Below are 22,619 nucleotides of genomic sequence, written 5' to 3' on the forward strand. Positions count from 1 at the left end.
GGTCTCAGGGACCGGATGGTTGTCCTTCGACAAGCTCAGGACCGGTGGTGCGCCCGGCCGGCCAGGTTCCTGGCCCCGGCCGACCGGGCGGTCGTGGTGATCCGGACGGATCAGGCGGCGGACTCCGCCGCACGCTGCTCGTCGATGAGGCGGCGTCGCTCCACGCGGCGGTCCTCCTGGCGGTCCGGGTCGGGGATCGGTGCCGCCATGAACAGCCGCTGCGTGTACGGGTGGGCCGGGTGCGCCGTCACCTGGTCGCCGTCGCCGGACTCGACGATCTCGCCGTGGTACATGACCGCCACGCGGTGGCTGATGTGCCGGACGACCGCGAGGTCGTGCGAGATGAACAGGTAGGCGACGCCCGTCTGTTCCTGGATGTCGATGAAGAGGTCGAGGACCCGCGCCTGCGTCGACAGGTCGAGGGCAGACACGGGCTCGTCGCACACGATGAGCTTCGGATCGAGGGCGAGCGCCCGGGCGATCGCGATGCGCTGCCGCTGGCCGCCCGAGAACTCCCGGGGGAGCCGTGAGGCCGCGCCGGTCGGCAGCTGCACCTGGTCGAGCAGGGATCCGACGCGCTTGCGGGCGTCGGCACCGGAGACGCCGCGGACGGTGAGCGGCTCGGTGAGGATCTGCTCGATCGTGAGCGAGGGGTTGAGCGAGGAGTACGGGTCCTGGAAGACGACCTGGATCTCCGAGCTCAGCGCCCGGCGCTCCTTGCGCTTCAGGTGCCCGATCTCCTGGTCGCGGTAGCGGATGCTGCCGCCGGTGACCGGGGCGAGGCCCAGCACGGCACGACCGAGCGTGGTCTTGCCGGAGCCGGACTCGCCGACGAGGCCGACGGTCTCACCGGGCTTGATGTCGATCGACACGCCCTTCAGCGCCTTGAACGGCTGGGCACGGAACCCCTTGCCCGGGTACTCGACTTCGAGGTCCTTCACCTCGAGCAGTGACGACGTCATCGGGTCTCTCCTGTCAGGTTCGTCGCGAGTGCCGGTCGGGCGGGACCCTCGTCGAGGATCGCGCCGAGCAGCGACTGCGTGTACGGGTGTTGCGCGTGGTTGAAGATCGAGCGCACCGGCCCGGTCTCCACGATGAGGCCGTTCTGCATGACCGAGACACGGTCGCAGAGGTCGGCGACCACACCGAAGTTGTGCGTCACGAGGAGCATCGCCATGTGGCGCTCCGCCTGGAGGTCGCGCAGCAGGTCGAGGACCTCCGCCTGGACGGTCACGTCGAGGGCGGTGGTGGGCTCGTCGGCGATGATGATGTCCGGGTCCGTGGAGACGGCGCCGGCGATGAGCACGCGCTGCGCCATACCGCCCGAGACCTCGTGCGGGAACGCGGCGAAGGTGCGCTTGGGGTTCGGGATGCCGACCCGCTCGAGCAGGGCGAGCGCCTTGTCCGTCGCCTCCTTCTTACTCAGGCCGAGGGTGACGCGCAGGGGTTCGACGAGCTGGCTGCCGATCGTGAACGCCGGGTCGAGGTTCGACATCGGCTCCTGCGGGATGTAGCCGATGCGCTTGCCGCGGATGGCCGTGTACTCGCGCTCCCCGAGGGTGTCGAGCCGGGTGCCCTCGTAGCGGATCGTGCCGTCGGTGACCCGCCCGCCGCGCGGCAGGAGCCCGAGGACACCCCACGCGGTCTGGGTCTTGCCCGAGCCGGACTCGCCGATGAGGCCGTGGACCTCGCCCTTGCGGATGTCGAGGTCGACGCCGTGGACGACCTCGGTGACCCGGCCGCCCTCCTGGTCGTAGCCGACGCGGAGGTCGCGGACGCTGAGGACGAGCTCCTCGGCGCGGACGGCGGCGCGCGCGTCGTCGTCGTGGCGGATGGGCGGGACGCCGACGATCTCGTCCTCGCTGATCCCGGAGGTGCTGATCGACTGCGTGACGATCGTGTTCGAGCCCGTCTTCGACATCGTCACGATCTTGCGACGGCGCCGACGGACGGACACGGTGCGCTCGAGCTCGTCACGCATCGCGTTGGCGAGCAGGGTGAGCGCGATGCAGGTGAGCGCGATCGCGAGCGACGGCCACACCATGAGGATCGGTGCCTTGTAGATGTTCGTGAAGCCGTCGTTGAGCATCGACCCCCAGGTCGGCACGGACAGGTCGCCGAGACCGAGGAACTCGAGGCCGGACTGGATCGCGATGGCGATGCCCGCGATGATCGCCGACTGGATGATGATCGGCGCGCGGACGACGGAGAGGATGTGCTTGCCGATGATGCGCGGGTCGCTGAGGCCGGAGACCCGGGCGGCGTCGACGTAGAGCTCCGAGCGCACGGCCGTGACCGCCGCGTACACGAGCCGGAAGTAGGAGGGCGAGAGCAGGATGCCGAAGATCGCCATCGAGATCCAGACCGACGGGCCGAGGACGGCACGGGCGGCGAGGAGGACGACGATGCCGGGCAGCGCCATGATGAGGCCTGTGAACCAGGACGACACGGAGTCGAACCAGCCCTGGTAGTACCCGGCGATCAGTCCGGCGACGACCCCGATGACGATGGCGACGACGAGCGCGAGGAGTGCCGCGGCGACGCTGATCTGGGTGGCGGCGAGCAGGCGCGAGAACACGTCGCGCCCGGCGCTGTCCGCTCCGAGGAGGTGGTCGGCACTCGGCGGCGCCAGGACCTGCTGCAGGGACGCGAGGTTCGGGTCCTGCGGGGCGATGAGCGGTCCGAAGATCGCGACGACCCCGATGAGCGCGAGGAACACGAGCGACGCGGCGCCGATCGGGCGCTTGAGGAGCCGACGCAGGAGGTTGACGCGGACCTGCGGGGTCGGGACGGTGAGCGGGGTTTCGATGGCGGTCATGACAGTCGCACCTTCGGGTTGAGCGCAGCCTGCGCGAGGTCGATGAGCAGGTTGACGACGACGACGATGATGGCCGTCGCGATGACGACCCCCATGACGATGGGGATGTCGCCCTGGGTCGTGGCCTGCACGGCGAGCTGACCGATGCCCGGGAGGGCGAAGATCTGCTCGATGATGACGGCGCCGCCGAGGAGGCCGATGAACTGCACGGCGAGGACGGCGAGGGCGGGGCCGCCGGCGTTCCGCAGCACGTGCTTGTAGATGACGCGGCCCGTGCCGAGGCCGCGACTGCGGAGCGTCCGCACGTAGTCCTTCGACATCGCGTCGACGACGGAACCGCGCACCTGCTGCGAGACCGTCGCGATGGCGCCGATCGCGAGGGCGATGATCGGCAATGTCACCGAGGCGACCCAGCCGGAGAAGGACGTGGTGATCGGGATGTACCCGGTGGCTTTGAACAGGCGCAGGTTGATCGCGAAGGTGATGACGAGCACGAGCGCGATGAGGAAGCTGGGGATCGCGAAGCCGATGACGGAGATGAACTGGACGACGTTGTCGATCCATCCACCGCGACGGGCGGCGAGGACACCGAGGATGACGGACACGATCGCGGCGATGATCGTCGCGCCGAGCACGATCGAGAGGGTGACGGCGAGGCGGCCCGTGACGCCGGAGGAGACGAGCTGGCCGGTGAACCACGAGCGGCCGAGGTCGCCCTGGAAGGCGGAGGTGATCCAGTCGAGGTACTGCACCGGCAGCGGGCGGTCGAGGCCGAGTTCGGCGGCCTTCTTCGCGACGGTCTCGGTGGTGGCGCTCTGGCCGAGGATGCGGCGGGCGATGTCGCCGCCGCCGAGGTAGAGGAGGGAGTACGCGATCACGGAGATCACGAAGATGAGGACGACGCCGGACACCAGGCGTCTGAGGATGAATCCGAGCATGGGTCACTCCAGGAAGTGGGTGAGTGAGGGGTGTTGGGGCCGGCCCGCCCGAGCGCTGGGCACTCGGGCGGGCCGGGGTCGAACCGACGTGCGACCGTGGTCCCTGAGCCTGTCGAAGGGCGTACCCCTCGAACCGGGCAGGGCCGGTCCGTTCCGGTCCCTGAGCCTGCCGAAGGGCGAACCCGGACCGGCTCAGGAACCTGCGGACTACTTCGGCTGGATGTCGTAGATGGACGGGTACGCGTTCGTGGGGATCATCTTGACGGTCGTGTTGGCGTCCGTCGCGAAGCTGCCCTGCACCCGGTAGAAGGGGGCGAACCAGGCCTGCTCGACGATGTAGGCGTTGAGTTCCTTGGCGACCTTGCCCTGCGTCGCCTCATCGCCGTACTGGATCTGCTTGATGTACTCGTCGACCTTCGGGTCGTCGTACTTGAAGGGGTTGAAGACGGCGTTCGGGGCGATCATGAACTGGATGAGCTGCCAGTCCGGGTTCTGCTCCAGCGCCATGAAGGAGACGGGGAACTTCGGGGCCAGGAGGTCGGCGATGAAGTTGTTGCCCGGGTCCGTGTACTCGGCGGTGATCCCGACGTCGGCCAGCTGCTGCGAGATCAGCGTGTAGGTGGTGGCACCGAGCACCGTGGAGGACGGCATCGAGAGCGTCAGGCCGTCGGCGTAACCCGCCTCGGCGAGCAGCTCCTTGGCCTTCTCGGGGTCGTAGCCGTAGCGGTCGTCGAGCGACTTGTCGTAGGCGGGGGAGTTCTCCGGGAAGACCTGACCCGTGACCGTGCCGTTGTCGTTCTGCAGTGCCTTGAGCAGGGCCGGGCGGTCGAACGCGTAGTTGATGGCCTGGCGGACGCGGACGTCGGCGATCGCCGGGTTCATCGTGCCGGCGCGGTCGAGGAGGAGCATGCCCTGGAAGTCGAGCTCGTTGGCGTTGACGGTCCAGCCGGCGCCCTCGACCTCGGCGAGGTTGTCGTTGTTGGCGAGCTTGATGCCGTTGACCTCGCCCGACTTGACGGCGTTGAGGCCGGCGGTCGCGTCCTGGAGGACGTTGATGGTCAGCTTGTCGTAGTGCTGCCAGTCCTTGTTCCAGTAGTCGGGGTTCGCGGTGTAGCTGTAGCTCGTGCCGGTGACGGTCGCGGCCGTGTCGAGCATGTACGGTCCGGAGCCGACCGGGTTGGTGGCGAGGTCGGGGCTGTCGAACGACTCGGCGCTGGCGATCAGGCCGGGGTCGCGGGTGAGGTAATTGAGCATGGCCGGGTCGGGTGCGCTCAGCGTGATCACGACCGTGGTGTCGTCGGGCGCCTCGACGGAGGCGACGCCCGCGAAGTACCCGGCGTCGGGGGAGGTGCCGGTCTTGAAGCGCTCGAGGTTCTGCTTGACGACGTCGGCGGTGAGCTTCGACTTGTCGGTGAAGGTGACGTCGTCGCGGATCTTGAGCGTCAGGACGGTGTTGTCGTCGTTGTACTCGTACGAGGTCGCGAGCGACGGGACGATCTCACCGTCGGCGGTGGCGACGAGCAGGGTGTCGAAGACGGCCTGGTAGAAGGGCGAGCGGTTGCCCCACTCGGAGCCGGCCGGGTCGAACGTGGTGGGGGGAGTGATCGCACCCAGGATCAGGGTGCCACCGGAGCCGCTGTCAGAGCCGGAGGTGCTCCCGGAGCAGCCGGTGAGCACGAGTGCAGCAGCGGTGACCGCGACGGCTGCGGTCGTCTTCCATCGGAACATCTTTGTCCATTCGCTGTGAGCAATCCCTCATCGGATCGCTGGTGATTGAGGACGCTAGCATGAAACCCGAGTGGTCACTAGCTTTTTGTTTTCGACCATGTCACAGTTGGATCACGACCAGGCCGCGGCGTTCGACGGGGAACGCGCTATCGTGAAGCCGTCCGAAGGGGGAGGTCGTCCGATGACATCGGTCAAGGCCGGGAACAAGCCGCAGGGGAAGCCTCGCGGGGCATATGCGAAAACCGGTATGAAGCGCGTCGCCATCCTCGACGCTGCGCTCGCCGTCTTCGCCAACGGGGGATATCGCGCGGGTTCACTCCGGGAGGTGGCCGCGCAGGTGGGGATGAGCGAGGCCGGACTCCTGCATCACTTCCCGAACAAGAGCGCGCTGCTCGCCGCTGTGCTCTCGCACCGCGACGATCTCTCGGCGACACTCGTGCCGATGGACGGCGACGAACCGCTCGAGACCCTCCGGGGGTTGGTCGCGCTCGCCCGCTACAACGCTTCCGTGCCGGGCGTGGTCGCGCTCTACTGCACGCTGTCGGCGGAGGCGACGTCGCCCGACCACCCGGCGCACGACTACTTCGTCGAGCGCTACGAGGGCACACGCGGGCGGCTCGAGCGCACCTTCGGGCTGCTCGTCTCCGCAGGACGGGTGCGGGCCGACTTCCCCACCACCAGCGCGGCCTTCATGACCCTCGCGCTCATGGACGGCCTGCAGGTGCAGTGGTTGCTCGCGCCGGAGTCGGTCGACATGGCGGACGAGCTCCACGCCTTCCTGTCGGGGCTGCTCGGCACCGAGCTGTAGTCGCCGAGCGCCTGATGTCGCGCTACGGGGTCGTCGTGCGGGTGTCGCGGAGGTCCGCGCCCACGGAGGCGTACGAGACGCCACGGTGGTGCCGGGTGAACGGCACGGAGACGACGGCCGTGGCGACGATGATGAAGCTGAGGATCCCGACGATCCCGACGATCGTCTGGGTGAGGCCGCTGGTGGCGTCGGGGAGCTGTGCGGCGGTCGTCGTGGCGATGTACGGCAGGGCGACGACGGACCCGCGGTAGAGGCGCCGGGCCACCGACCCACGGCCGTTCGGCCACTGCGGGGCGAGCCAGACGAGGCGTTGCCCGAGCGACGCGCCGCTCCCGATGAGCGCCGGCAGGACGATCACGAGGACGACCGTGCCCGCGCCGATGCTGAGCACCTCGGGCAACGTCGGGTCGTTGGCGGTCCCGGTCGCGCCCGTGAGCAGGACGCGTGGGACGACGAACACGAGCGACAACACCGTGATCGACAGGTTCACGGCGAACGCGTCGAGCACCATGCCGAACCAGCGTCTCCAGACGGTGATGGGTCGCGCACGGTCGCGGGTGGCGCGGAGGGCTCGAGCGCTCGGCATCCACCCGAGGACGATCGGGGCGATGAGTGCTCCGATCGCGGCTCCGGCCGTGTTCGTGATCACGTCGTCGACGTCGGCCACCCGGTAGGCGCATTCGTACAAGCCCCAGATGCCGGTGTACTGCGTCGACTCGATCAGCAGGGAGACGAGTGCCCCGAGCAGGATGGAGACTCCGAGCCCGCGGTTCCAGTACCGCCGTGCGATGGCGCCGAACGGGATGAAGAGGATCACGTTCAGGACGACCTGGAGGAATGCGTGGCTCGTCAGGGTGCTCAGGACGGAGAGCCCGGCGGTCTCCCGTGCGATGTCCCCGATCGAGTGCCCGGGGATCAGCTCGAGCGCGCCGTGGGCCGTGCTGCAGTTCGCGCGCTCGTCGGGCAGCGGCAGGAGCGTGTAGGCGACGAGGGCGACCGCGTAGACACTGACCGCCGCAGCACCGATCACCCGGGGGAGCGACATCTGGCCGTAGCGGCGGAGCTGCACGAGCAGGATCGGACCGAGGACGGCGAAGAAGATCAGCGTGCCGCCGACGAGTCCGACCCACGCCTGCCATGTCCATCCGCTCATTCCGACAACTGTAGGGCGCTCGCCGCGCCGTCGGCATCAGTCGTCGGATGGACCCCGGTCATCCTGCGGAGGGTGCCGAACGGCTGATCCCGCGTCCGATGCAGGCGATGATGGAGTGTGCCGACGCTCATCGTGACCACCCATCCCGACTCTGACTCCCTCACCCACCACCTCGCGCAGCGGCTCGCGCAGGAGCTGCGATCGACCTCCGGCTCGACCAGCGTCGAGGTCGCGGATCTGGCTGCAGAGGGCTTCGACCCGCGGTACACGCTCGCGGACCGACACACGTACCGCGTCGGCGGGGACTTCACCCCGGACGTGACAGCCGAGCAGGAGCGGCTCGACCGGGCCACCGATCTCGTCCTCGTCTTCCCGGTGTACTGGTGGTCGGCGCCCGCGCTCCTCAAGGGCTGGTTCGACCGCGTGTTCGTCAACGGTTGGGCGTTCGGCCTCGATGCCGAGGGCAGGATCGTCCGGAAGCTCGACCGCCTGCGCGTGCACCTCGTGCCGATCGCGGGTGACGACGCCGGGGTCTACGACCGCCACGGCTACGAGCAGGCGATGCGGACGCAGCTCGAACACGGCATCGTCGACTTCTGCGGTGCGCGCCGCGGCGTGACGACCTTCGTCCACGACTCGGAGGGCGAGGACGCTGCCGCCCGGACGCGTGCGGTCGAGGCCGCTGTGACGGCGGTCGTCGAGGCGATCCGCGCCTGACCGCCCTTCGACAGGCTCAGGGACCGGGGTTCGGCTCAGGGACCGGGATCCGGCCCAGGGACCGGGATCCGGCTCAGGGACCGGAGGGGCGGCTCAGGGAACGTATCCGGTCACTGAGCCGCCCCTCCGGTCACTGAGCCGCTCCCACCGGTCACTACTGAGCTTGTCGAAGTGCTACGCCGTGAGGGTGCGGTTCAGGCGCTCGGTCGCGGTGTCCATGTGGTGCTGCATCGCTGCCGTGGCCGCGGCGGGGTCGCCCGACATGATCGCCTCGTAGACGGCCTCGTGCTCCTCGAAGGCGCGCTGTGCGTCGACGTCCTCGTGGATGCCGCGCTCGACCCAGATGCGGAGGAGCGAGCGGATGCTCTGCAGGAGGTCCGACAGCACGCGGTTGCCGGTCGCCGAGGCGAGTTCGAGGTGGAACTTCAGGTCGGCCTCGATGAACTTGGTGCGATTGGCGCCCGCCTCACTCATTGCGGTGAGATGGTTGCGCAGTCGGTTGCGCGCCTTGTCGTCCATGCGCGTCGCGGCGAGGCCGGCGGCGAAGACCTCGAGCTGCCCGCGCACCTCGATGAGTTCGCGGGTCCGCGGCTCGCCCAGCATGAGGCCCCAGCTGAGCGTCTCGGGGAGGAGCTCGGAGACACTGCCGCGGAGGTAGGTGCCGCTGCCCGGGCGGACGTCGACGACGCCGAGGATCTCGAGCGCCGCGAGTGCCTCGCGGACGGCTGAGCGCCCGATGCCGAGGGACGCGGCGAGCTGACGTTCCGGTGGGAGGCGGGTCCCCGGGGCGATCTCACCGCTCGTGAAGTGGTCGAGCAGGCGCTTCGCGACGGCGGAGACGGCGGATCCCACGGCGACCGGTCCGAGGCTGGACGAGATGTCGTCGGTCGGCCGATCCGGGAACGCAGGCATGGGTTCACTGTATCGCGGCGGGTCGGCATGCCCGGAGCCCACTGCTTGAATTGGTCAACCGGTTGATGTATCGTTCATTCCGGTCCGGACCGGACCACGCCCTGCCCGCGGCATCGATGCCGCCCACCCGAGGAGTCATAGTGGACACCACCGCCCCCGCGGCCAACCCGGCTGTCGAGCGATCAGCCATCCGGAAGGTCTCGATCCGTCTCGTGCCGTTCGTGGCGCTGATGTTCTTCATCAACTACCTGGACCGCACCGCGATCGGCTTCGCCGCCCCCAACGGCATGAACGAGGACCTTGCGCTCTCCGCCGCCCAGTTCGGCTTCGCGTCCGGCGTCTTCTTCATCGGCTACATCCTGCTCGAGGTGCCCAGCAACCTCGCGCTCAACAAGTTCGGCGCCCGCCGCTGGCTCGCCCGGATCATGGTCACCTGGGGCATCGTCGCGGTCCTGTTCACCTGGGTCGCCAACTTCGAGCAGCTCGCGATCCTCCGCTTCGTGCTCGGTGTCGCCGAAGCCGGCTTCTTCCCCGGAGCGATCCTCTTCCTGAGCCTCTGGGTCCCGGCCAAGCACCGCAGCAAGATCCTCGCGCTCTTCTACCTGGCGCAGCCGCTCACCACCGTCATCGGCGCCCCCCTGGCCGGGTGGCTCATCGGACAGCACGGCGTGTTCTTCGGCCTCGAGGGCTGGCGCTTCATGTTCCTCGGCGTCGGGCTCCCGGCCATCATCATCGGTGTCATCGCCTGGTTCTACCTGAAGGACCGCCCCGCGGACGCCAAGTGGCTCACCACCGAGGAGCAGGTCTGGCTCACCGCGGCCCTCGCACACGAAAAGGCCACCACGGAGCAGAAGCAGGGCCACGTCAGCCTCAAGCACGCGTTCACGAGCGGTCGCGTCTGGATGCTCGCGTTCATCTACTTCGGCTTCATCTACGGCCTCTACGCGCTCGGCTTCTTCCTCCCCACGATCATCGAGGGCTTCCAGGAGACGTTCGGAACCGAGTTCAACGTCATGCAGAAGGGCCTCATCACGGCGATCCCGTACGTGCCGGCCGCCATCGCCCTGTACTTCTGGTCGCGTGACGCGACGCGCCGTGGCCTGAAGACCTGGCACATCGTGATCCCCGCGATCGTCGGTGCCGTGAGTATCCCGCTCGCGCTCTTCGCCAACTCGCCCGCCCTCACCATCGCGATCATCGCGGTCACCGCCATGGCGATCTTCGCCGCGCTGCCCAACTTCTGGACGCTGCCCACGCAGTTCCTGACCGGTGCAGCAGCGGCCGCTGGTATTGCGCTCATCAACACGGTCGGCAACCTCGCCGGGTTCTCGGCGCCGTACATCACCGGTGCCGTCGCGGACCTCACCAAGGTCGGCGACACCCCGCAGTACGTCGTCCCGATGTTCATCGTCGGCGGCTTCATGATGATCTCCGCGACGCTCATGGTGATCCTCTCGAAGCAGCGGAGCTCTCGCGAGCTGCGCGTCTCGCACGACGACCTCACGGGTAAGACCCGATGACGCGCCTCTTCAACGATCCGGTGGACTTCGCCGACGAGATGATCGACGGCTTCGTCGCCGCGAACCGCAACCAGGTCCGGCGCGTGACCGGTGGCGTCGTCCGGAGCACCCGGACGCCCGAGGGCACGGTCGCGCTCGTCATCGGCGGTGGCTCCGGCCACTACCCGGCGTTCGGCGGCATCGTCGGCCAGGGCCTCGCTCATGGCGCGGCGATGGGCAACCTGTTCGCCTCACCCTCCGCCCACCAGGTCGAGTCGGTCGCGAAGGCGGCGCAGCGTGGCGGCGGCGTCCTCCTCAGCTACGGCAACTACGCGGGCGACGTGCTCCACTTCACCCAGGCGCAGGACGCGCTGAACGCGGCGGGTATCCCCACCCGCAGCGTCGCCGTCACCGACGACATCTCGAGCGCGCCCCTCGCCGAGAAGCACAAGCGTCGGGGCATCGCCGGCGACCTCACCGTCTTCAAGTCGGCCGCCGCTGCGGCCGAGGCGGGCTACGACCTCGACGAGGTCGTCCGCGTCGCCACCCACGCGAACGAGCGCACCCGGTCCTTCGGCGTCGCGTTCAGCGGCTGCACCCTGCCGGGCGCGACCGAGCCGCTGTTCACCGTGCCCGAGGGGCGCATGGCGGTCGGCATGGGCATCCACGGCGAGCCCGGCATCGACGAGACCGACGTGCCGACGGCCGACGAGCTCGCCACCCTGCTCGTCTCCTCGCTGCTCGCGGAACTGCCCGAGGGCGTCTCCGAGGCCACGGGCGCTCGCGTCGGCGTCATCCTCAACGGCCTCGGCTCGGTGAAGTACGAGGAACTGTTCGTCGTCTACCGTGCGGTCGCCGCGCAGCTCGAGGCCGCAGGGGTGGAGATCGTCGACCCCGAGGTCGGCGAGCTCGTCACGAGCTTCGACATGGCCGGGGTCTCGCTCACCCTCTTCTGGTTGGACGAGGAGCTCGAGGGTTTCTGGGCCGCCGGTGCCGACACCCCCGCCTACCGCAAGGGCGTCGTCGCAGCGGCCGAGCAGCTCGACCCCTCGGAGCTCGTCGCCGAGACGGCTGCCGAGATCCCCGCCGCCTCCGACGAGTCACGGGCCGCCGCCGCGGTCGTGGTCGAGGCCCTCGACGCGCTGGTCCAGGTCATCGACACGAACGTCGAGGAGCTCGGACGGATCGACGCCGTCGCGGGTGACGGCGACCACGGCATCGGCATGCAGCGCGGTGCTCGTGCCGCCGTCACCGCCGCGCACACCGCCGCCGAGGCCGGGGCCGGTGCCCGCACCGTCCTGCACCTGGCCGGCGACGCCTGGGCGGACCGCGCTGGCGGCACGTCCGGCGCCCTGTGGGGCCTCGCGCTCCGCTCGGTCGGAACCGCCCTCGGCGACGAGGTCGCACCCGACCGCGCCGCCGTCGCGACCGGCGTGCAGGCCGCGGTCGACGGCATCATGTCGTTCGGCAAGGCCGAGGTCGGACAGAAGACGATGGTCGACGCGCTCGTGCCGTTCACCACCACGCTGAGCACAGCCGTCGCCGACGGTTCCGACCTCGTCGCCGCCTGGACGACCGCCGCCGCGGCTGCGTCCAGGGCCGCCGCCGAGACCGCCGACCTCCTGCCGAAGATGGGCCGCGCCCGTCCGCACGCCGAGAAGAGTCTCGGTACGGTCGACGCCGGTGCCTACTCGTTCGGCCTGATCGTCACGGCGATCGTCCCCGTCCTCGAGCGCGCCGCCGGCACCACCGCACCGGACGGCTCCACCAGCACCACCACCAACGAAGGAGTACACGCATGACCGATCAGCTGCGCATCGTCATCGGCTCGGATGACGCCGGGTTCGACTACAAGGAGATCGTCAAGCGCGACCTCGAGCAGCACGACGGCGTCGCCTCGCTCGTCGACGTGGGCGTGGACGCCGATGGCCACACCGCCTACCCACGGGTCGCGATCGCCGCCGCGGAACTCGTCGCGTCCGGCCAGGCCGACCGCGCGCTCCTCTTCTGCGGCACCGGCCTGGGCGTCGCGATCGCCGCCAACAAGGTCGCCGGCATCCGCGCCGTCACGGCACACGACAGCTTCTCCGTCGAGCGCGGTGTCCTCAGTAACAACGCGCAGGTCCTGACGATGGGCCAGCGCGTCATCGGCATCGAGCTCGCGCGCCGCCTCGTCCGCGAGTGGCTCACCTACCGCTTCGACGAGACCAGCGCGAGTGCCGAGAAGGTCGCCGTCATCGGTGAGTACGAGGCGACGGGCTCCTGCTGATGACCACCCCGTCCCCGTCGGCCGTGCCCGCGCCGACCGCGCCCCGCGTGGTCGGCGTGAGCCTGAAGATGTACTTCGGCCACGCGCAGACCCTCGAGTGGATCGAGCAGGTGGGTGCCTTGGCCCGTCGGCACGAGGCCGTGGTCGACGGTCGCGTGCGACTGTTCGTCATCCCCGGCTACCTCGCGGTCGCGCCGTCGGCGGCGGCCCTCGCCGGGACGGGCGTGCTGGTCGGCGCACAGGACCTCGCGAGCGCGGACCGTGGCGCGTTCACCGGTGAGGTCGGCGGCCCCGAGCTCGCCGAGGTCGGCGTCGCCGTGGTCGAGGTCGGCCACGCGGAGCGCCGCTCCCTCTTCGGCGAGACCGACGAGGTCGTCGCCGAGAAGACCGCCGCGGCCCTCCGAAACGGCCTCTCGCCGGTCCTCTGCATCGGCGAGGTCGAGCGCACGACGCCTGAGGCGGCTGCAGCGGAGTGCGTGCGCCAGCTGGACTCCGCACTCGCGGACGCCGTCGCCGGGTCGGTCATCGTGGCCTACGAGCCCGTGTGGGCGATCGGTGCGGCCGAACCCGCGTCTGCCGAGTACGTGCGGGCCGTCGGCGCGATCCTGAAGCGATCGATCGCCGAGCGTCCCGATCGGGTCGGCAGCTCCGTCATCTACGGCGGCAGTGCGGGGCCCGGTCTGCTGACCGCCCTCGGTGACGATGTCGACGGCGTGTTCCTCGGACGCTTCGCCCACGACGTCGCGGCGCTCGAGGCCGTGCTCGACGAGGCGGCCCGCGCATGATCGGCTTCGGCACCTACACCTTCTTCTGGGAGGGATCCGAGCTCGCGCCCGAGCGCTTGAGCGTCATCGGAATGATCGAGCGCACGGCCGAGGCCGGCGTCGAGCTCTTCCAGATCTGCGACGACGCCCGCATCGAGTCGATGTCCGACGACGAGCTGCGTCGGATCGCCGAGGTCGCACATGAGCTCGGGGTCACCCTCGAACTCGGGACGAAGGGGATCGCGGTGGCGCACCTCGAACGCTTCCTCCACATCGCGACCCTGCTGGGCGCGAAGCTCCTGCGCAGCATGGTCACGTCCGGCGACGACCGGCCGTCCCACGCCGACGCCGTCGATCGACTTCGCGCGGTGCTCCCGGCGTTCGAGGCGGCCGGCGTGACGATCGCGCTCGAGACCTACGAGCAGCTGTCGTCGCAGGAGCTCGTCGACCTCGTGACCGCCGTCGACCACCCGAACCTCGGCATCTGCCTCGACCCCGCCAACACCGTGGCCCGGCTCGAGCACCCGAGTGACGTCATCGCGCGCACTGCTCCCTACGTCCGGAACATCCACGCCAAGGACTTCGCATTCACCCGCCGGGGTGGCTGGGTCGGCTTCACCCTCGAGGGTGCCCCGCTCGGCACCGGCCTGCTCGACTACCCCGCCCTCGCCGCCGTCGTCCGACCGGACGAGCGCGGCGTCAACCAGATCATCGAACACTGGCTCCCGCTCGGCGACTCCATCACGGAGACCATCGAGCTCGAGCGCACGTGGACCGCACACAACCTGCAGTACCTGAGAGAAGGAAGATCATGACCGACACCACCACCGTCGCGGACCAGCTCACCATCGCCGTCATCGGCGCGGGCGGCAAGATGGGCATGCGCGTCTCCAACAACCTCGTGAAGACCAGCCACACCGTCTTCTACAGCGAGGTCTCGCCCGCCGGCCAGGAGCGCGTGACCGAGGCCGGTCGCGAGCTCACCGAGACCGACGCGGCCGTCACCGACGCCGATGTCGTCATCCTCGCCGTCCCGGACCTCGCCCTGAAGGCCGTGTCCGCCGGCGTCGTCCCGCTCATGAAGTCGGGCGCCGTGCTCCTCACGCTCGACCCGGCCGCAGCGTACGCGGGTCTGCTGACCCGTCGCGACGACGTCATCCAGGCCGTCACGCACCCCTGCCACCCCTCCGTCTTCGTCGAGCGCCACACGCCCGAGGAGTACGCGGACACCTTCGGTGGCATCGCCGCCCTCCAGGACGCCATCGCGGCGATCGAGTCCGACGACGCTGCCAAGCAGGCGCAGGTCGAGGCCGTCGTCCGGGCGATCTTCGCCCCCGTCGGCGAGGTCCACTGGGTCACGGTCAAGCAGCTCGCGCAGCTCGAGCCGACCCTCGTCGAGACGATCGCGTGCATGATCGGTGCGCTCCTCAAGGAGTCGCTCGACGAGGCTGTCAACACCATGGGCGTGCCGGAGCCGGCCGCTCGCGCGATCCTCCTCGGCCACACGCAGGTCGCCCTCGCGAACTCGCTCAAGGGCGACAACCCGTTCTCCGACGCGTGCCTCATCGCGATGGACTACGGCCGCAGCGCGATCATCAAGGACGACTGGAAGAAGGTCTTCCAGGACGACGAGCTCGACAAGAACCTCGCCGCCATGCTCCACCTCGACAAGATCGAGCGGTAACCCGCTTCCCCGACTGTTCGCAATTCAGGACGTGCCCGGCGCGCCGCCCCGCTCTACCCCCGATCCGGGTCGGCGCGCCGCGGCCGTCCTGAATTGTGAACACTACATGCGGTCAACCGGTTGTGACGGATAGGCTGCAGACCACCCGACGCACCACCCGCGACACCCTCGGCAGCACCGCGCAGCACCCCCACGCGACACCCCGAACACCGCACGAGAGACAGGCGACGATGACTGGACGACTTGTAGGAAAGACCGCGCTCGTGACGGGCGCCGGATCGGGGATCGGACGCTCGGTCGCCGAGCGGTTCGCGCGGGAGGACGCTGCCGTCGTCTTCTCCGACCGCGACATCCAGGCCGCCCGTGATGCTGCGGCACCATTCCCGACCGCCATCGCCGTGCGACTCGACATCGCCGACGAAGCGAGCGTCGAAGCAGCGTTCGCGGTCATGGACGCCGCCGGCAAGACCCCGGACGTCGTCGTCGCGAACGCCGGCGTGCAGCTCTTCGGTCAGGACGCGAAGATCGCCGACCTCGACCTCGAGGTCTGGCAGCGCACGGTCGACATCAACCTCACCGGCACCTTCCTCACGACGAAGCACGCCGTCCGCGCCATGCTCGGCCGGGGAGGTTCCATCATCCTCACGGGCAGCCCGACCGGCCTCAACGGGGAGGGCGCCGACTTCACGGCGTACAGCTCCACGAAGGCCGGGATCCACGGCCTCGGCCGGACCGTCGCCGCGGCGTACGCCGACCAAGGGATCCGCGTGAACACCGTCGTCCCCGGCTACACGGAGACCCCGCTCGTCACCGCGATCTCCGGCGACCCCGAGTCGCGCGCCGCGATCGTCGGGCGCATCCCGCTCGGTCGTCCCGGTCAGGCCTCGGACGTCGAGGGCATCATGGTGTACCTCGCCAGCGACGAGTCGAGCTTCGCCACCGGTGCGATCTTCCGGGTCGACGGCGGCATGACGAGCCTCTGAGCCGACGATCATGACCTCGCGTTCGGGAACCACCTTCCGCGTCGCATCCGACCTGCTGCTCGACCGCGAGCGCGACGCCCTCGCCGTCGGCCGGGGCCCGTGGTCGGCTTCGCTCCGCGGCTCCGAGCTGGACGACATCGCCTTCGACGGCGAGCTCGTGCTGCGCAGCATCCGCTTCGTCGTCCGCGACCAGGACTGGAAGACGCTGCCCGTCATCGTCGACGCAGTCGACCACACGACGAGCGGCCTGCACCTGCGCGGCCGAGTCGGCGACGACGGCGAGGTCGTCGCCTGGTCCCTGTCGGTCGACCTCGGTGCGTCGACACTTCGGGTCGCCGTCCGGGCCGAGGTGACCGCCGCGTTCCGGCGCGCGCGCATCGGTCTCATCGTGCTGCAGTCACCGGCCCTCGCCGGCACCGAGCTCGTCGTCGGCCACCCGGAGGGGTCCACGACGACCACGCGCCTCCTGGAGCACGTCGCTCCGCATCAGCCGGCGATCCGCATCGCGTCCCTCGCCTGGACCGGCGACCGCATCGCGACCACAGCCCGCTTCAGTGGTGACGTCTTCGAGATGGAGGACCAGCGCAACTGGACCGACGCCTCGTTCAAGACCTACTCGACGCCGCTCTCGTTGCCGTTCCCGGTCGCGCTGGCGGTCGGTGACGTCGTGGAGCAGTCCGTCGAGGTCTCCTGCGCGCGGGTCGGTGCTGCCGAGCCCGCCGAGGCCCCACTGGCGACGCCGCTCGCCGTGACCGTCGTGCCTGAGACGGAGCGCGTTGCGCAACGAGAGGTCCCTGTCTCTGAGCCTGTCGAAGGGCGGATCGGCGCGCCACTCGACAGCGTCGTCCCGACGATCTCGACCTCGGTGTCGAGCGACCCCGACGGTGGACGCGCTGGTGCGGTGGCCCCGGACACGATCACCGGGATCCTCGTGGAGATCGACCCGACCAACCCGGACTGGCCGGCCATCCTCGACCGCGCCGTGCGCCAGGCCGGCTCCCGGCCCCTCGACCTCCGACTCGTGCTCGGGACGGGCGAGGAGGCCGAGCCGGTTCTGCGCCGGCTCCACGATGCGGCCGTGCCCGTCGTGCGCGTCGGGGCGTTCCATCGCCGTACCCACCTCTCGGAGGTCACGCTGCTGACCGCGCTCGGCGACGTCCTGCGAACCCTGTGGGCCGAGAGCCCGACGCCGCATCCCGAGCTCGTCGGCGGCACGCGCGCGCACTTCACGGAGCTCAACCGCAACCACGCGCGCCTCGAGCGCTGGACGGGCCCGGTGGCGTTCAGCATCACGCCCTTCATGCACGACCGCGGCGGGCACCAGCTCGTCGAGTCGCTCGGCATGCAGGCGGTCGTCGTGGCGGACGCCGTGAGGATCGCCGACGGCCGTCCGCTGCACGTCGGGCCGGTCACGCTCGGAGCCCGCTACAACGCGGTCGCCACCACGCGGGCGAGCGCCGGTGACTCCCGCGACCCGGAACTCCACGCGGGCTTCGGCGCGGAGCACGTGCCCGGCGCGACGGACGACCGGCAGTCGGCGGAGGCGCTCGGCGCCTGGGTCGTCGGCAGTGTCGCAGCGCTGGCCGTCTCCGGTGTCGAGTCGCTGTCGTACTTCGAGGCGACCGGACCGCGCGGGCTCGTCGCGGCCGACGGGGTGCTGACGGCTGCGGGCCGGGCACTCGGGTGGATCGCCGAGCTCAGCGGACGGCGGCGCATCGCGGTCGAGATCGGCGGGGTGTCGCTCGGTGCCGGGTCGCCCGTCTCGCCGGGAGGCGTGACCGCGATCGCAGCCGTCGATGCAGCAGGCGAGACCGTCGTGATCCTCGGCAACCTCGGCGAGACACCGGTCCGGGTCGTCCTGGCCGGCGCGTCCGAGCCGCACACCGTGGACCTCGGTGCGGGCGCGGTGGTCCGGGTCGTGATGGCCGGTTCGGGTTCGTAGATCCTGCTCAGGCGAGCGTGCGGCGCAGGATGGCGAGGTCGAGCCAGCGGCCGAACTTCGTCCCGACCTCCGGCAGCAGGCCGACCTGTTCGAACCCGAGCTTCGTGTGCATGGCGATCGATGCGGTGTTCTCGGCCTCGATGAGGGCGAGCATGACGTGGTGGCCGTCGGTCGTGGCGCGTTCCAGCAGCTCGACCATGAGCGCCTTGCCGAGGCCGCGCCCCTGTGCGTCGGGGTGGACGTAGACGGAGTTCTCGACGGTGTGGCGGTACCCGTCCTTCGCGGCGTACGGGCCGTAGCTGCCGTAGGCGAGGACGCCACCCTCGGGGAGCGCGTCGTCGGGGCCGTCGGCGATGGCGACGAGCGCGACCCGACCCGGCTCCTGGTGGCGCGCGAGCCATGCCTCGCGCTCGGCGAGGTCGGGTGTGACCTCCGTCCAGATGGCGACACCGTTCTCGACGGCGTCGGTGTGGATGGCGAGGACGCCAGGCAGGTCGGCGGGTTCGGCGAGACGGATGCGCATACATCGATCGTAGAGCGCCGGTCGACAAGCTCAGGGACCGGTGGGTGGGTTCAGGGGCCGGTGGTGTCCGGCTTCAGGGGCCGGGGGGGCCGGGGTCGGGCTCAGGGTCCGCGCGTGTCCAGCTCAGGGGCCCGGTGCCCGTGACGGGTAGATTCGAGGCATGCCCTCCTCCACTCCGCTCCCGATGGAGCAGCTCACCGCCGTGCTCAACGCCGAGGTCGCCCGCTACGCCGCGCGCGGGTGGACGGTGTCGTCGGTGCAGGGCCAGCAGGCCGTGCTGCAGCGACAGAAGCGCATCGGCTGGTTCTGGAACCTGATCCTGACGCTCATCACCGGTGGGCTCTGGCTCATCGTCGTGATCATCCGCGTCGTGAACCGCAAGGTCGAGTCGCTCATCGTGACGGTCGACGCCTACGGTCGCATCTCCACGCGACGCTGACGGCCCGGGCATGACGCACGGCGAAGACGTCCGGGCCGCTGCGACGGCCGCGATCGCCGCCGAGCGTGCCCGCGTCCAGCGGCGGACGCTCACGGTCGTCGTCATCAGCCAGGTCCTCGGTGGCGCCGGTCTGGCGGCCGGGGTCACGGTCGGCGCACTCCTGGTGCAGGACGTCCTCGGCAGCACGAGCCTCGCGGGCGTCGCGGCCGCACTCCTGACCCTCGGTTCGGCGCTCACCGCCTTCCTCGTCGGGCGCGTGACCCAGCGGCTCGGCCGGCGTATCGGGCTCGGACTCGGATTCACGGCGGGCGGCATCGGCGCGATCGGTGTGGTCGTGGCCGCCACCACCGCCCTGGTGCCGCTCCTCTTCCTGTCACTGTTCGTCTACGGCGCAGGCACGGCCACGAACCTCCAGGCGCGCTACGCCGGAACCGACCTCGCGACCCCGGCCCGTCGTGGTTCGGCGATCAGCGTCGCGATGGTGTCGACGACGCTCGGCGCCGTCGCTGGTCCCAACCTCGTCGAGCCGTTGGGTGCGTTCGCGACCGGTCTCGGGCTCCCGGCGCTCGCCGGGCCGTTCCTCCTCGCCGCGGTCGCCTACCTCGCGGCCGGGACGGCGTTCCTCGTGCTGCTCCGACCCGACCCGTTCCTCCTCGCCCGCCGTCTCGACGCCGAGCTCGCGCAACTGGACGCGCAGCAGACCGCCGCCGAGCAGGTGGGGTCGAAGCAGGCATCGCCGACGACCGCCGCACGCCCGCGTCCCGGCGTCGGCGCCTATGTCGGTGCCGCGGTCATGGTGGTCACGCAGATCGCGATGGTGGCGGTGATGACCATGACCCCGGTGCACATGCGGGCCCACCACCACGGCCTCGGCGAGGTCGGGCTCGTGATCGGGATCCACATCGCGGCGATGTACCTCCCCTCGCTCGTGACCGGGGTCCTCGTCGACCGCGTCGGCCGCACCCCGATGGCCATCGCCGCCGGCGTGACCCTCCTGCTCGCCGGCGTCACGGGAGCCCTCGCGCCGGCGGACTCGCTCGGCCTGCTCATCCTGGCGCTCGCCCTCCTCGGACTCGGCTGGAACTTCGGGCTCATCGCGGGCACCGCTCTCGTCGTCGACCACACCGTGCCCGCCAACCGGGCACGCACCCAGGGCACGCTCGACGTCCTCATCGCGCTCGCCGGTGCCGGAGCCGGTGTCATGTCCGGCGTCGTGATGGCGGGTGTCGGCTACGGTGCGCTGTCGATCGCGGGCGGCGTGCTCGCCCTCCTGCTCATCCCCGTGCTGCTCTGGGCCCGTCGGGTCACCCCGCGCACACGCGCGAGCTGAGGCGGGGCGAGCTACTCCGCCGCAGCTGGAACGCGAACGGTGAGGGCGCCGGGCTCGATCCAGGTGTTGATCGCGACGGCCTTGCCGAAGCCGTCGCCGTCGAGTTCGATCTCCTCCGGCTTCGACATGCGGGCGACGAAGCGCTTCGCGGTGCCGTATTGGAGGTCGCCGTCGTCCTTCTGTTTGCCGGCGAGGGCCTTGCCCGCCTTCGTGCGGCGGAGGACGCCGTTCACCCAGGCGACCTTCGCCCAGATGCGGATCCACCCGAGGATCCCGCCGGGGCGCATGAACATGAGGTCGAACAGGCCGTCGTCGACGACCGCGTCCGGCAGCAGCAGGATGTTGGCCGGCAGCGAACCGCAGTTGCCGATGATGACGGTGTGGACGGTCGCGCGGGTCTGCGGTTCGTCGTCGATGCGGAACCGCAGGTGCAGTTCGTCGGGGTCGCGCAGCGACTTCACGATCGCGTCGACGTAGGCGGCCCAGCCGGCCTTCGCCTTGAGGTCGTCGTCGGTGTTCTTGATCATCTTCGCGTCGATGCCCATGCCGGCCATGACGACGAACACGTGGCGGTCGCGCGAGTGGTCGGCGCGCTCGATGTCGATGACGCCGAGGTCGATCGCCTTGTCCTCGCCGGTGAACGCCGCGACGACGGATCCGGGCAGGTCGTTGAGGGTGAGGTTCAGGTTGCGCGCGAGGAGGTTGCCCGTGCCGGACGGCAACAACGCGAGGGGGATGTCGCTCCCGCGCAGGGCCTCGGAGACCGCCCGCACCGTGCCGTCGCCGCCGGCCGCGATGACGAGGTCGACCTTCGCGGCGATCGCCTCGGCGGTGACACCCTGGCCGACGTCGTCGATGCTCGTCTCGAACCAGAGCGACTCGCCCCAGCCCGCGTCGGCGGCGGAGCGGTCGACCGACTCCCGGAGTGCGTCGAGGTCGACCTTCACAGGGTTGTAGATGACGGCGGCGGTCTTGGTCGCCGTGGTGTCGCTCGGCGCGGTCGTGCTCTCAGGAGTCGTCATCCGATCAGCATAGGAGCGGAACCGCGGGCGGGGGTGATCCGTCTCACGGGTTGACTCGGCACGTGGGTTCTGTAGGCGGCGGAAGAGTATCGTTGAGTCCTTGCAGGCACCGTCCATGCCCGCCACGAACGCAGTGTCCGCGGCGGCCTCCCCATCGTGATTGCGACATCGTGAAGATCCTCTCCATCCAGTCAGCCGTGGCCTACGGGCACGTCGGCAACTCCGCGGCCGTGTTCCCCCTCCAGCGCATCGGCGTCGAGGTGATCCCGGTCAACACGGTGAACTTCTCGAACCACACCGGGTACGGTGCGTGGCGCGGGCCCCTCATCTCGCCCGAGCAGGTCGGCGAGGTCATCACCGGTGTCGAGGAGCGCGGTGCGTTCCCGCAGATCGACGTCGTGCTCTCGGGTTACCAGGGCGGCGTCGGCATCGGCGACGTGATCGTGGACGCGGTGCAGCGGGTCAAGGCGGCGAACCCCGACGCGCTGTACGCGTGCGATCCGGTGATGGGCAACGCCAAGTCCGGCTGCTTCGTCGCCCCGGAGATCCCCGACCTGCTGCGCGACCGCGTCGTGCCGAACGCCGACATCATCACGCCGAACCAGTTCGAGCTGGGCTTCCTCACGGGCACCGAGCCCGCATCGCTCGAGTCCACGTTGGCGTCGGTCGAGCTGGCCCGCGCGATGGGCCCGTCGGTCGTCCTGGTGACGAGTGTCGAGCGTCCCGACCGCGACCCCGAGACGATCGAGATGCTGGTCGTGGACGACGCCGGTCGGTGGATCGTCCAGACGCCGCTGCTGCCGTTCAAGGCGAACGGTTCCGGCGACGTCACGGCCGCCCTGTTCGCCGCACACTACGGCGAGACGCGCGACGCGAAGCTCGCCCTGGAGCGCACGGCGTCGAGTGTGTTCGACCTCGTCGAGCTCACGTACCGCTCTGGCCAGCGCGAGCTGCAGCTCGTCGAGGCGCAGGACTGCTACGCGAACCCGCGGATGCAGTTCACCGCGACGGCGGTCTGAGTCGCTGAGTCGCCCGGGTCTGTTCGGATCCGGGCGATTTCCGTGCAGTTCTGGGCGACTCAGCGCCCACC

21 protein-coding genes are annotated in these 22,619 nt (G+C 70.0%); 13 read left to right on the forward strand and 8 right to left on the reverse strand.

Annotated elements, in window-relative coordinates; all coding sequences use genetic code 11:
- Positions 1-110: 110 nt before the first annotated feature.
- The 4 genes from QRN19_RS10435 to QRN19_RS10450 all read right to left on the reverse strand — a co-directional run bounded on the left by QRN19_RS10435 (position 111) and on the right by QRN19_RS10450 (position 5,484).
- Entirely contained in the window at positions 111-962 is an 852-nt protein-coding gene (locus QRN19_RS10435) for an ATP-binding cassette domain-containing protein (protein ID WP_285026802.1), read from the reverse strand.
- Positions 959-2,818, reverse strand: a complete 1,860-nt coding sequence (locus tag QRN19_RS10440; protein ID WP_285026803.1) for a dipeptide/oligopeptide/nickel ABC transporter permease/ATP-binding protein — start codon at positions 2,816-2,818, stop codon at positions 959-961. Before QRN19_RS10440 ends, QRN19_RS10435 begins: the two co-directional genes overlap by 4 nt.
- Positions 2,815-3,756, reverse strand: a complete 942-nt coding sequence (locus tag QRN19_RS10445) for an ABC transporter permease (RefSeq protein ID WP_085511322.1) — start codon at positions 3,754-3,756, stop codon at positions 2,815-2,817. Before QRN19_RS10445 ends, QRN19_RS10440 begins: the two co-directional genes overlap by 4 nt.
- Before the next feature lie 207 nt (positions 3,757-3,963).
- Positions 3,964-5,484 (reverse strand): ABC transporter substrate-binding protein, encoded by a 1,521-nt coding sequence (locus tag QRN19_RS10450; RefSeq protein ID WP_079704502.1) that lies wholly within the window; start codon positions 5,482-5,484, stop codon positions 3,964-3,966.
- 247 nt (positions 5,485-5,731) lie between these two features.
- Here QRN19_RS10450 and QRN19_RS10455 point away from each other — a divergent pair, with 247 nt between their 5' ends.
- Positions 5,732-6,292 carry a TetR/AcrR family transcriptional regulator gene (locus QRN19_RS10455; RefSeq protein WP_285026804.1) on the forward strand — a complete coding sequence of 187 codons (561 nt, stop codon included), beginning with the start codon at positions 5,732-5,734 and terminating at the stop codon, positions 6,290-6,292.
- A gap of 22 nt (positions 6,293-6,314) precedes the next feature.
- Here the strand turns inward: QRN19_RS10455 and QRN19_RS10460 are convergent, their stop codons facing one another.
- The gene (locus QRN19_RS10460) at positions 6,315-7,445 is read right to left on the reverse strand and encodes a VanZ family protein (protein WP_285026805.1); all 1,131 of its coding nucleotides are present in this window, start codon (positions 7,443-7,445) and stop codon (positions 6,315-6,317) included.
- A gap of 117 nt (positions 7,446-7,562) precedes the next feature.
- Here QRN19_RS10460 and QRN19_RS10465 point away from each other — a divergent pair, with 117 nt between their 5' ends.
- Entirely contained in the window at positions 7,563-8,162 is a 600-nt protein-coding gene (locus QRN19_RS10465; RefSeq protein WP_285026806.1) for an NAD(P)H-dependent oxidoreductase, read from the forward strand.
- 174 nt (positions 8,163-8,336) lie between these two features.
- On the opposite strand, the gene QRN19_RS10470 is transcribed toward QRN19_RS10465, so the two are convergent.
- Entirely contained in the window at positions 8,337-9,074 is a 738-nt protein-coding gene (locus QRN19_RS10470) for a FadR/GntR family transcriptional regulator (protein ID WP_285026807.1), read from the reverse strand.
- Positions 9,075-9,214: 140 nt separating this feature from the next.
- Here QRN19_RS10470 and QRN19_RS10475 point away from each other — a divergent pair, with 140 nt between their 5' ends.
- From QRN19_RS10475 to QRN19_RS10510, 8 genes are all read left to right on the forward strand, one after another.
- Complete coding sequence (locus QRN19_RS10475; protein ID WP_285026808.1) at positions 9,215-10,594, forward strand: MFS transporter; 1,380 nt, start codon at positions 9,215-9,217, stop codon at positions 10,592-10,594.
- Positions 10,591-12,375 (forward strand): dihydroxyacetone kinase family protein, encoded by a 1,785-nt coding sequence (locus QRN19_RS10480; RefSeq protein ID WP_285026809.1) that lies wholly within the window; start codon positions 10,591-10,593, stop codon positions 12,373-12,375. The genes QRN19_RS10475 and QRN19_RS10480 overlap by 4 nt, the downstream gene beginning before the upstream one ends.
- Positions 12,372-12,842: a ribose-5-phosphate isomerase gene (locus QRN19_RS10485; RefSeq protein WP_064295405.1), complete on the forward strand. Its 471-nt coding sequence runs from the start codon at positions 12,372-12,374 to the stop codon at positions 12,840-12,842. Before QRN19_RS10480 ends, QRN19_RS10485 begins: the two co-directional genes overlap by 4 nt.
- Complete coding sequence (locus QRN19_RS10490) at positions 12,842-13,627, forward strand: triose-phosphate isomerase family protein (protein ID WP_285026810.1); 786 nt, start codon at positions 12,842-12,844, stop codon at positions 13,625-13,627. Before QRN19_RS10485 ends, QRN19_RS10490 begins: the two co-directional genes overlap by 1 nt.
- The gene (locus QRN19_RS10495; protein WP_285026811.1) at positions 13,624-14,421 is read left to right on the forward strand and encodes a sugar phosphate isomerase/epimerase family protein; all 798 of its coding nucleotides are present in this window, start codon (positions 13,624-13,626) and stop codon (positions 14,419-14,421) included. The genes QRN19_RS10490 and QRN19_RS10495 overlap by 4 nt, the downstream gene beginning before the upstream one ends.
- Positions 14,418-15,290, forward strand: coding sequence for a phosphogluconate dehydrogenase C-terminal domain-containing protein (locus QRN19_RS10500; protein ID WP_082455984.1), 873 nt, complete (start codon positions 14,418-14,420; stop codon positions 15,288-15,290). The genes QRN19_RS10495 and QRN19_RS10500 overlap by 4 nt, the downstream gene beginning before the upstream one ends.
- A 230-nt stretch (positions 15,291-15,520) precedes the next feature.
- Positions 15,521-16,273 (forward strand): SDR family NAD(P)-dependent oxidoreductase, encoded by a 753-nt coding sequence (locus tag QRN19_RS10505; protein ID WP_285026813.1) that lies wholly within the window; start codon positions 15,521-15,523, stop codon positions 16,271-16,273.
- A gap of 10 nt (positions 16,274-16,283) precedes the next feature.
- A complete protein-coding gene (locus tag QRN19_RS10510) occupies positions 16,284-18,215 on the forward strand; it encodes a D-apionate lactonase family protein (protein ID WP_285026814.1) in 1,932 nt (643 codons plus the stop codon).
- A 7-nt stretch (positions 18,216-18,222) separates the two neighbouring features.
- On the opposite strand, the gene QRN19_RS10515 is transcribed toward QRN19_RS10510, so the two are convergent.
- A complete protein-coding gene (locus tag QRN19_RS10515; RefSeq protein WP_285026815.1) occupies positions 18,223-18,738 on the reverse strand; it encodes a GNAT family N-acetyltransferase in 516 nt (171 codons plus the stop codon).
- Positions 18,739-18,898: 160 nt separating this feature from the next.
- Between QRN19_RS10515 and QRN19_RS10520 the strand changes: the two genes are divergently transcribed.
- Both QRN19_RS10520 and QRN19_RS10525 read left to right on the forward strand, forming a co-directional pair.
- Positions 18,899-19,177 (forward strand): hypothetical protein, encoded by a 279-nt coding sequence (locus QRN19_RS10520; RefSeq protein WP_285026816.1) that lies wholly within the window; start codon positions 18,899-18,901, stop codon positions 19,175-19,177.
- Between the two features lie 10 nt (positions 19,178-19,187).
- Complete coding sequence (locus QRN19_RS10525; protein ID WP_285026817.1) at positions 19,188-20,507, forward strand: MFS transporter; 1,320 nt, start codon at positions 19,188-19,190, stop codon at positions 20,505-20,507.
- 11 nt (positions 20,508-20,518) lie between these two features.
- Here QRN19_RS10525 and QRN19_RS10530 read toward each other — a convergent pair whose 3' ends face one another.
- Positions 20,519-21,529 (reverse strand): diacylglycerol/lipid kinase family protein, encoded by a 1,011-nt coding sequence (locus QRN19_RS10530; protein WP_285026818.1) that lies wholly within the window; start codon positions 21,527-21,529, stop codon positions 20,519-20,521.
- A gap of 170 nt (positions 21,530-21,699) precedes the next feature.
- On the opposite strand from QRN19_RS10530, the gene pdxY reads away from it, so the two are divergent.
- Entirely contained in the window at positions 21,700-22,548 is an 849-nt protein-coding gene (gene pdxY / locus QRN19_RS10535) for a pyridoxal kinase PdxY (RefSeq protein WP_285026820.1), read from the forward strand.
- Positions 22,549-22,619: the final 71 nt, after the last annotated feature.

It is taken from the genome of Plantibacter sp. ME-Dv--P-122b, from assembly GCF_030209375.1.
Taxonomy (GTDB): domain Bacteria; phylum Actinomycetota; class Actinomycetes; order Actinomycetales; family Microbacteriaceae; genus Plantibacter.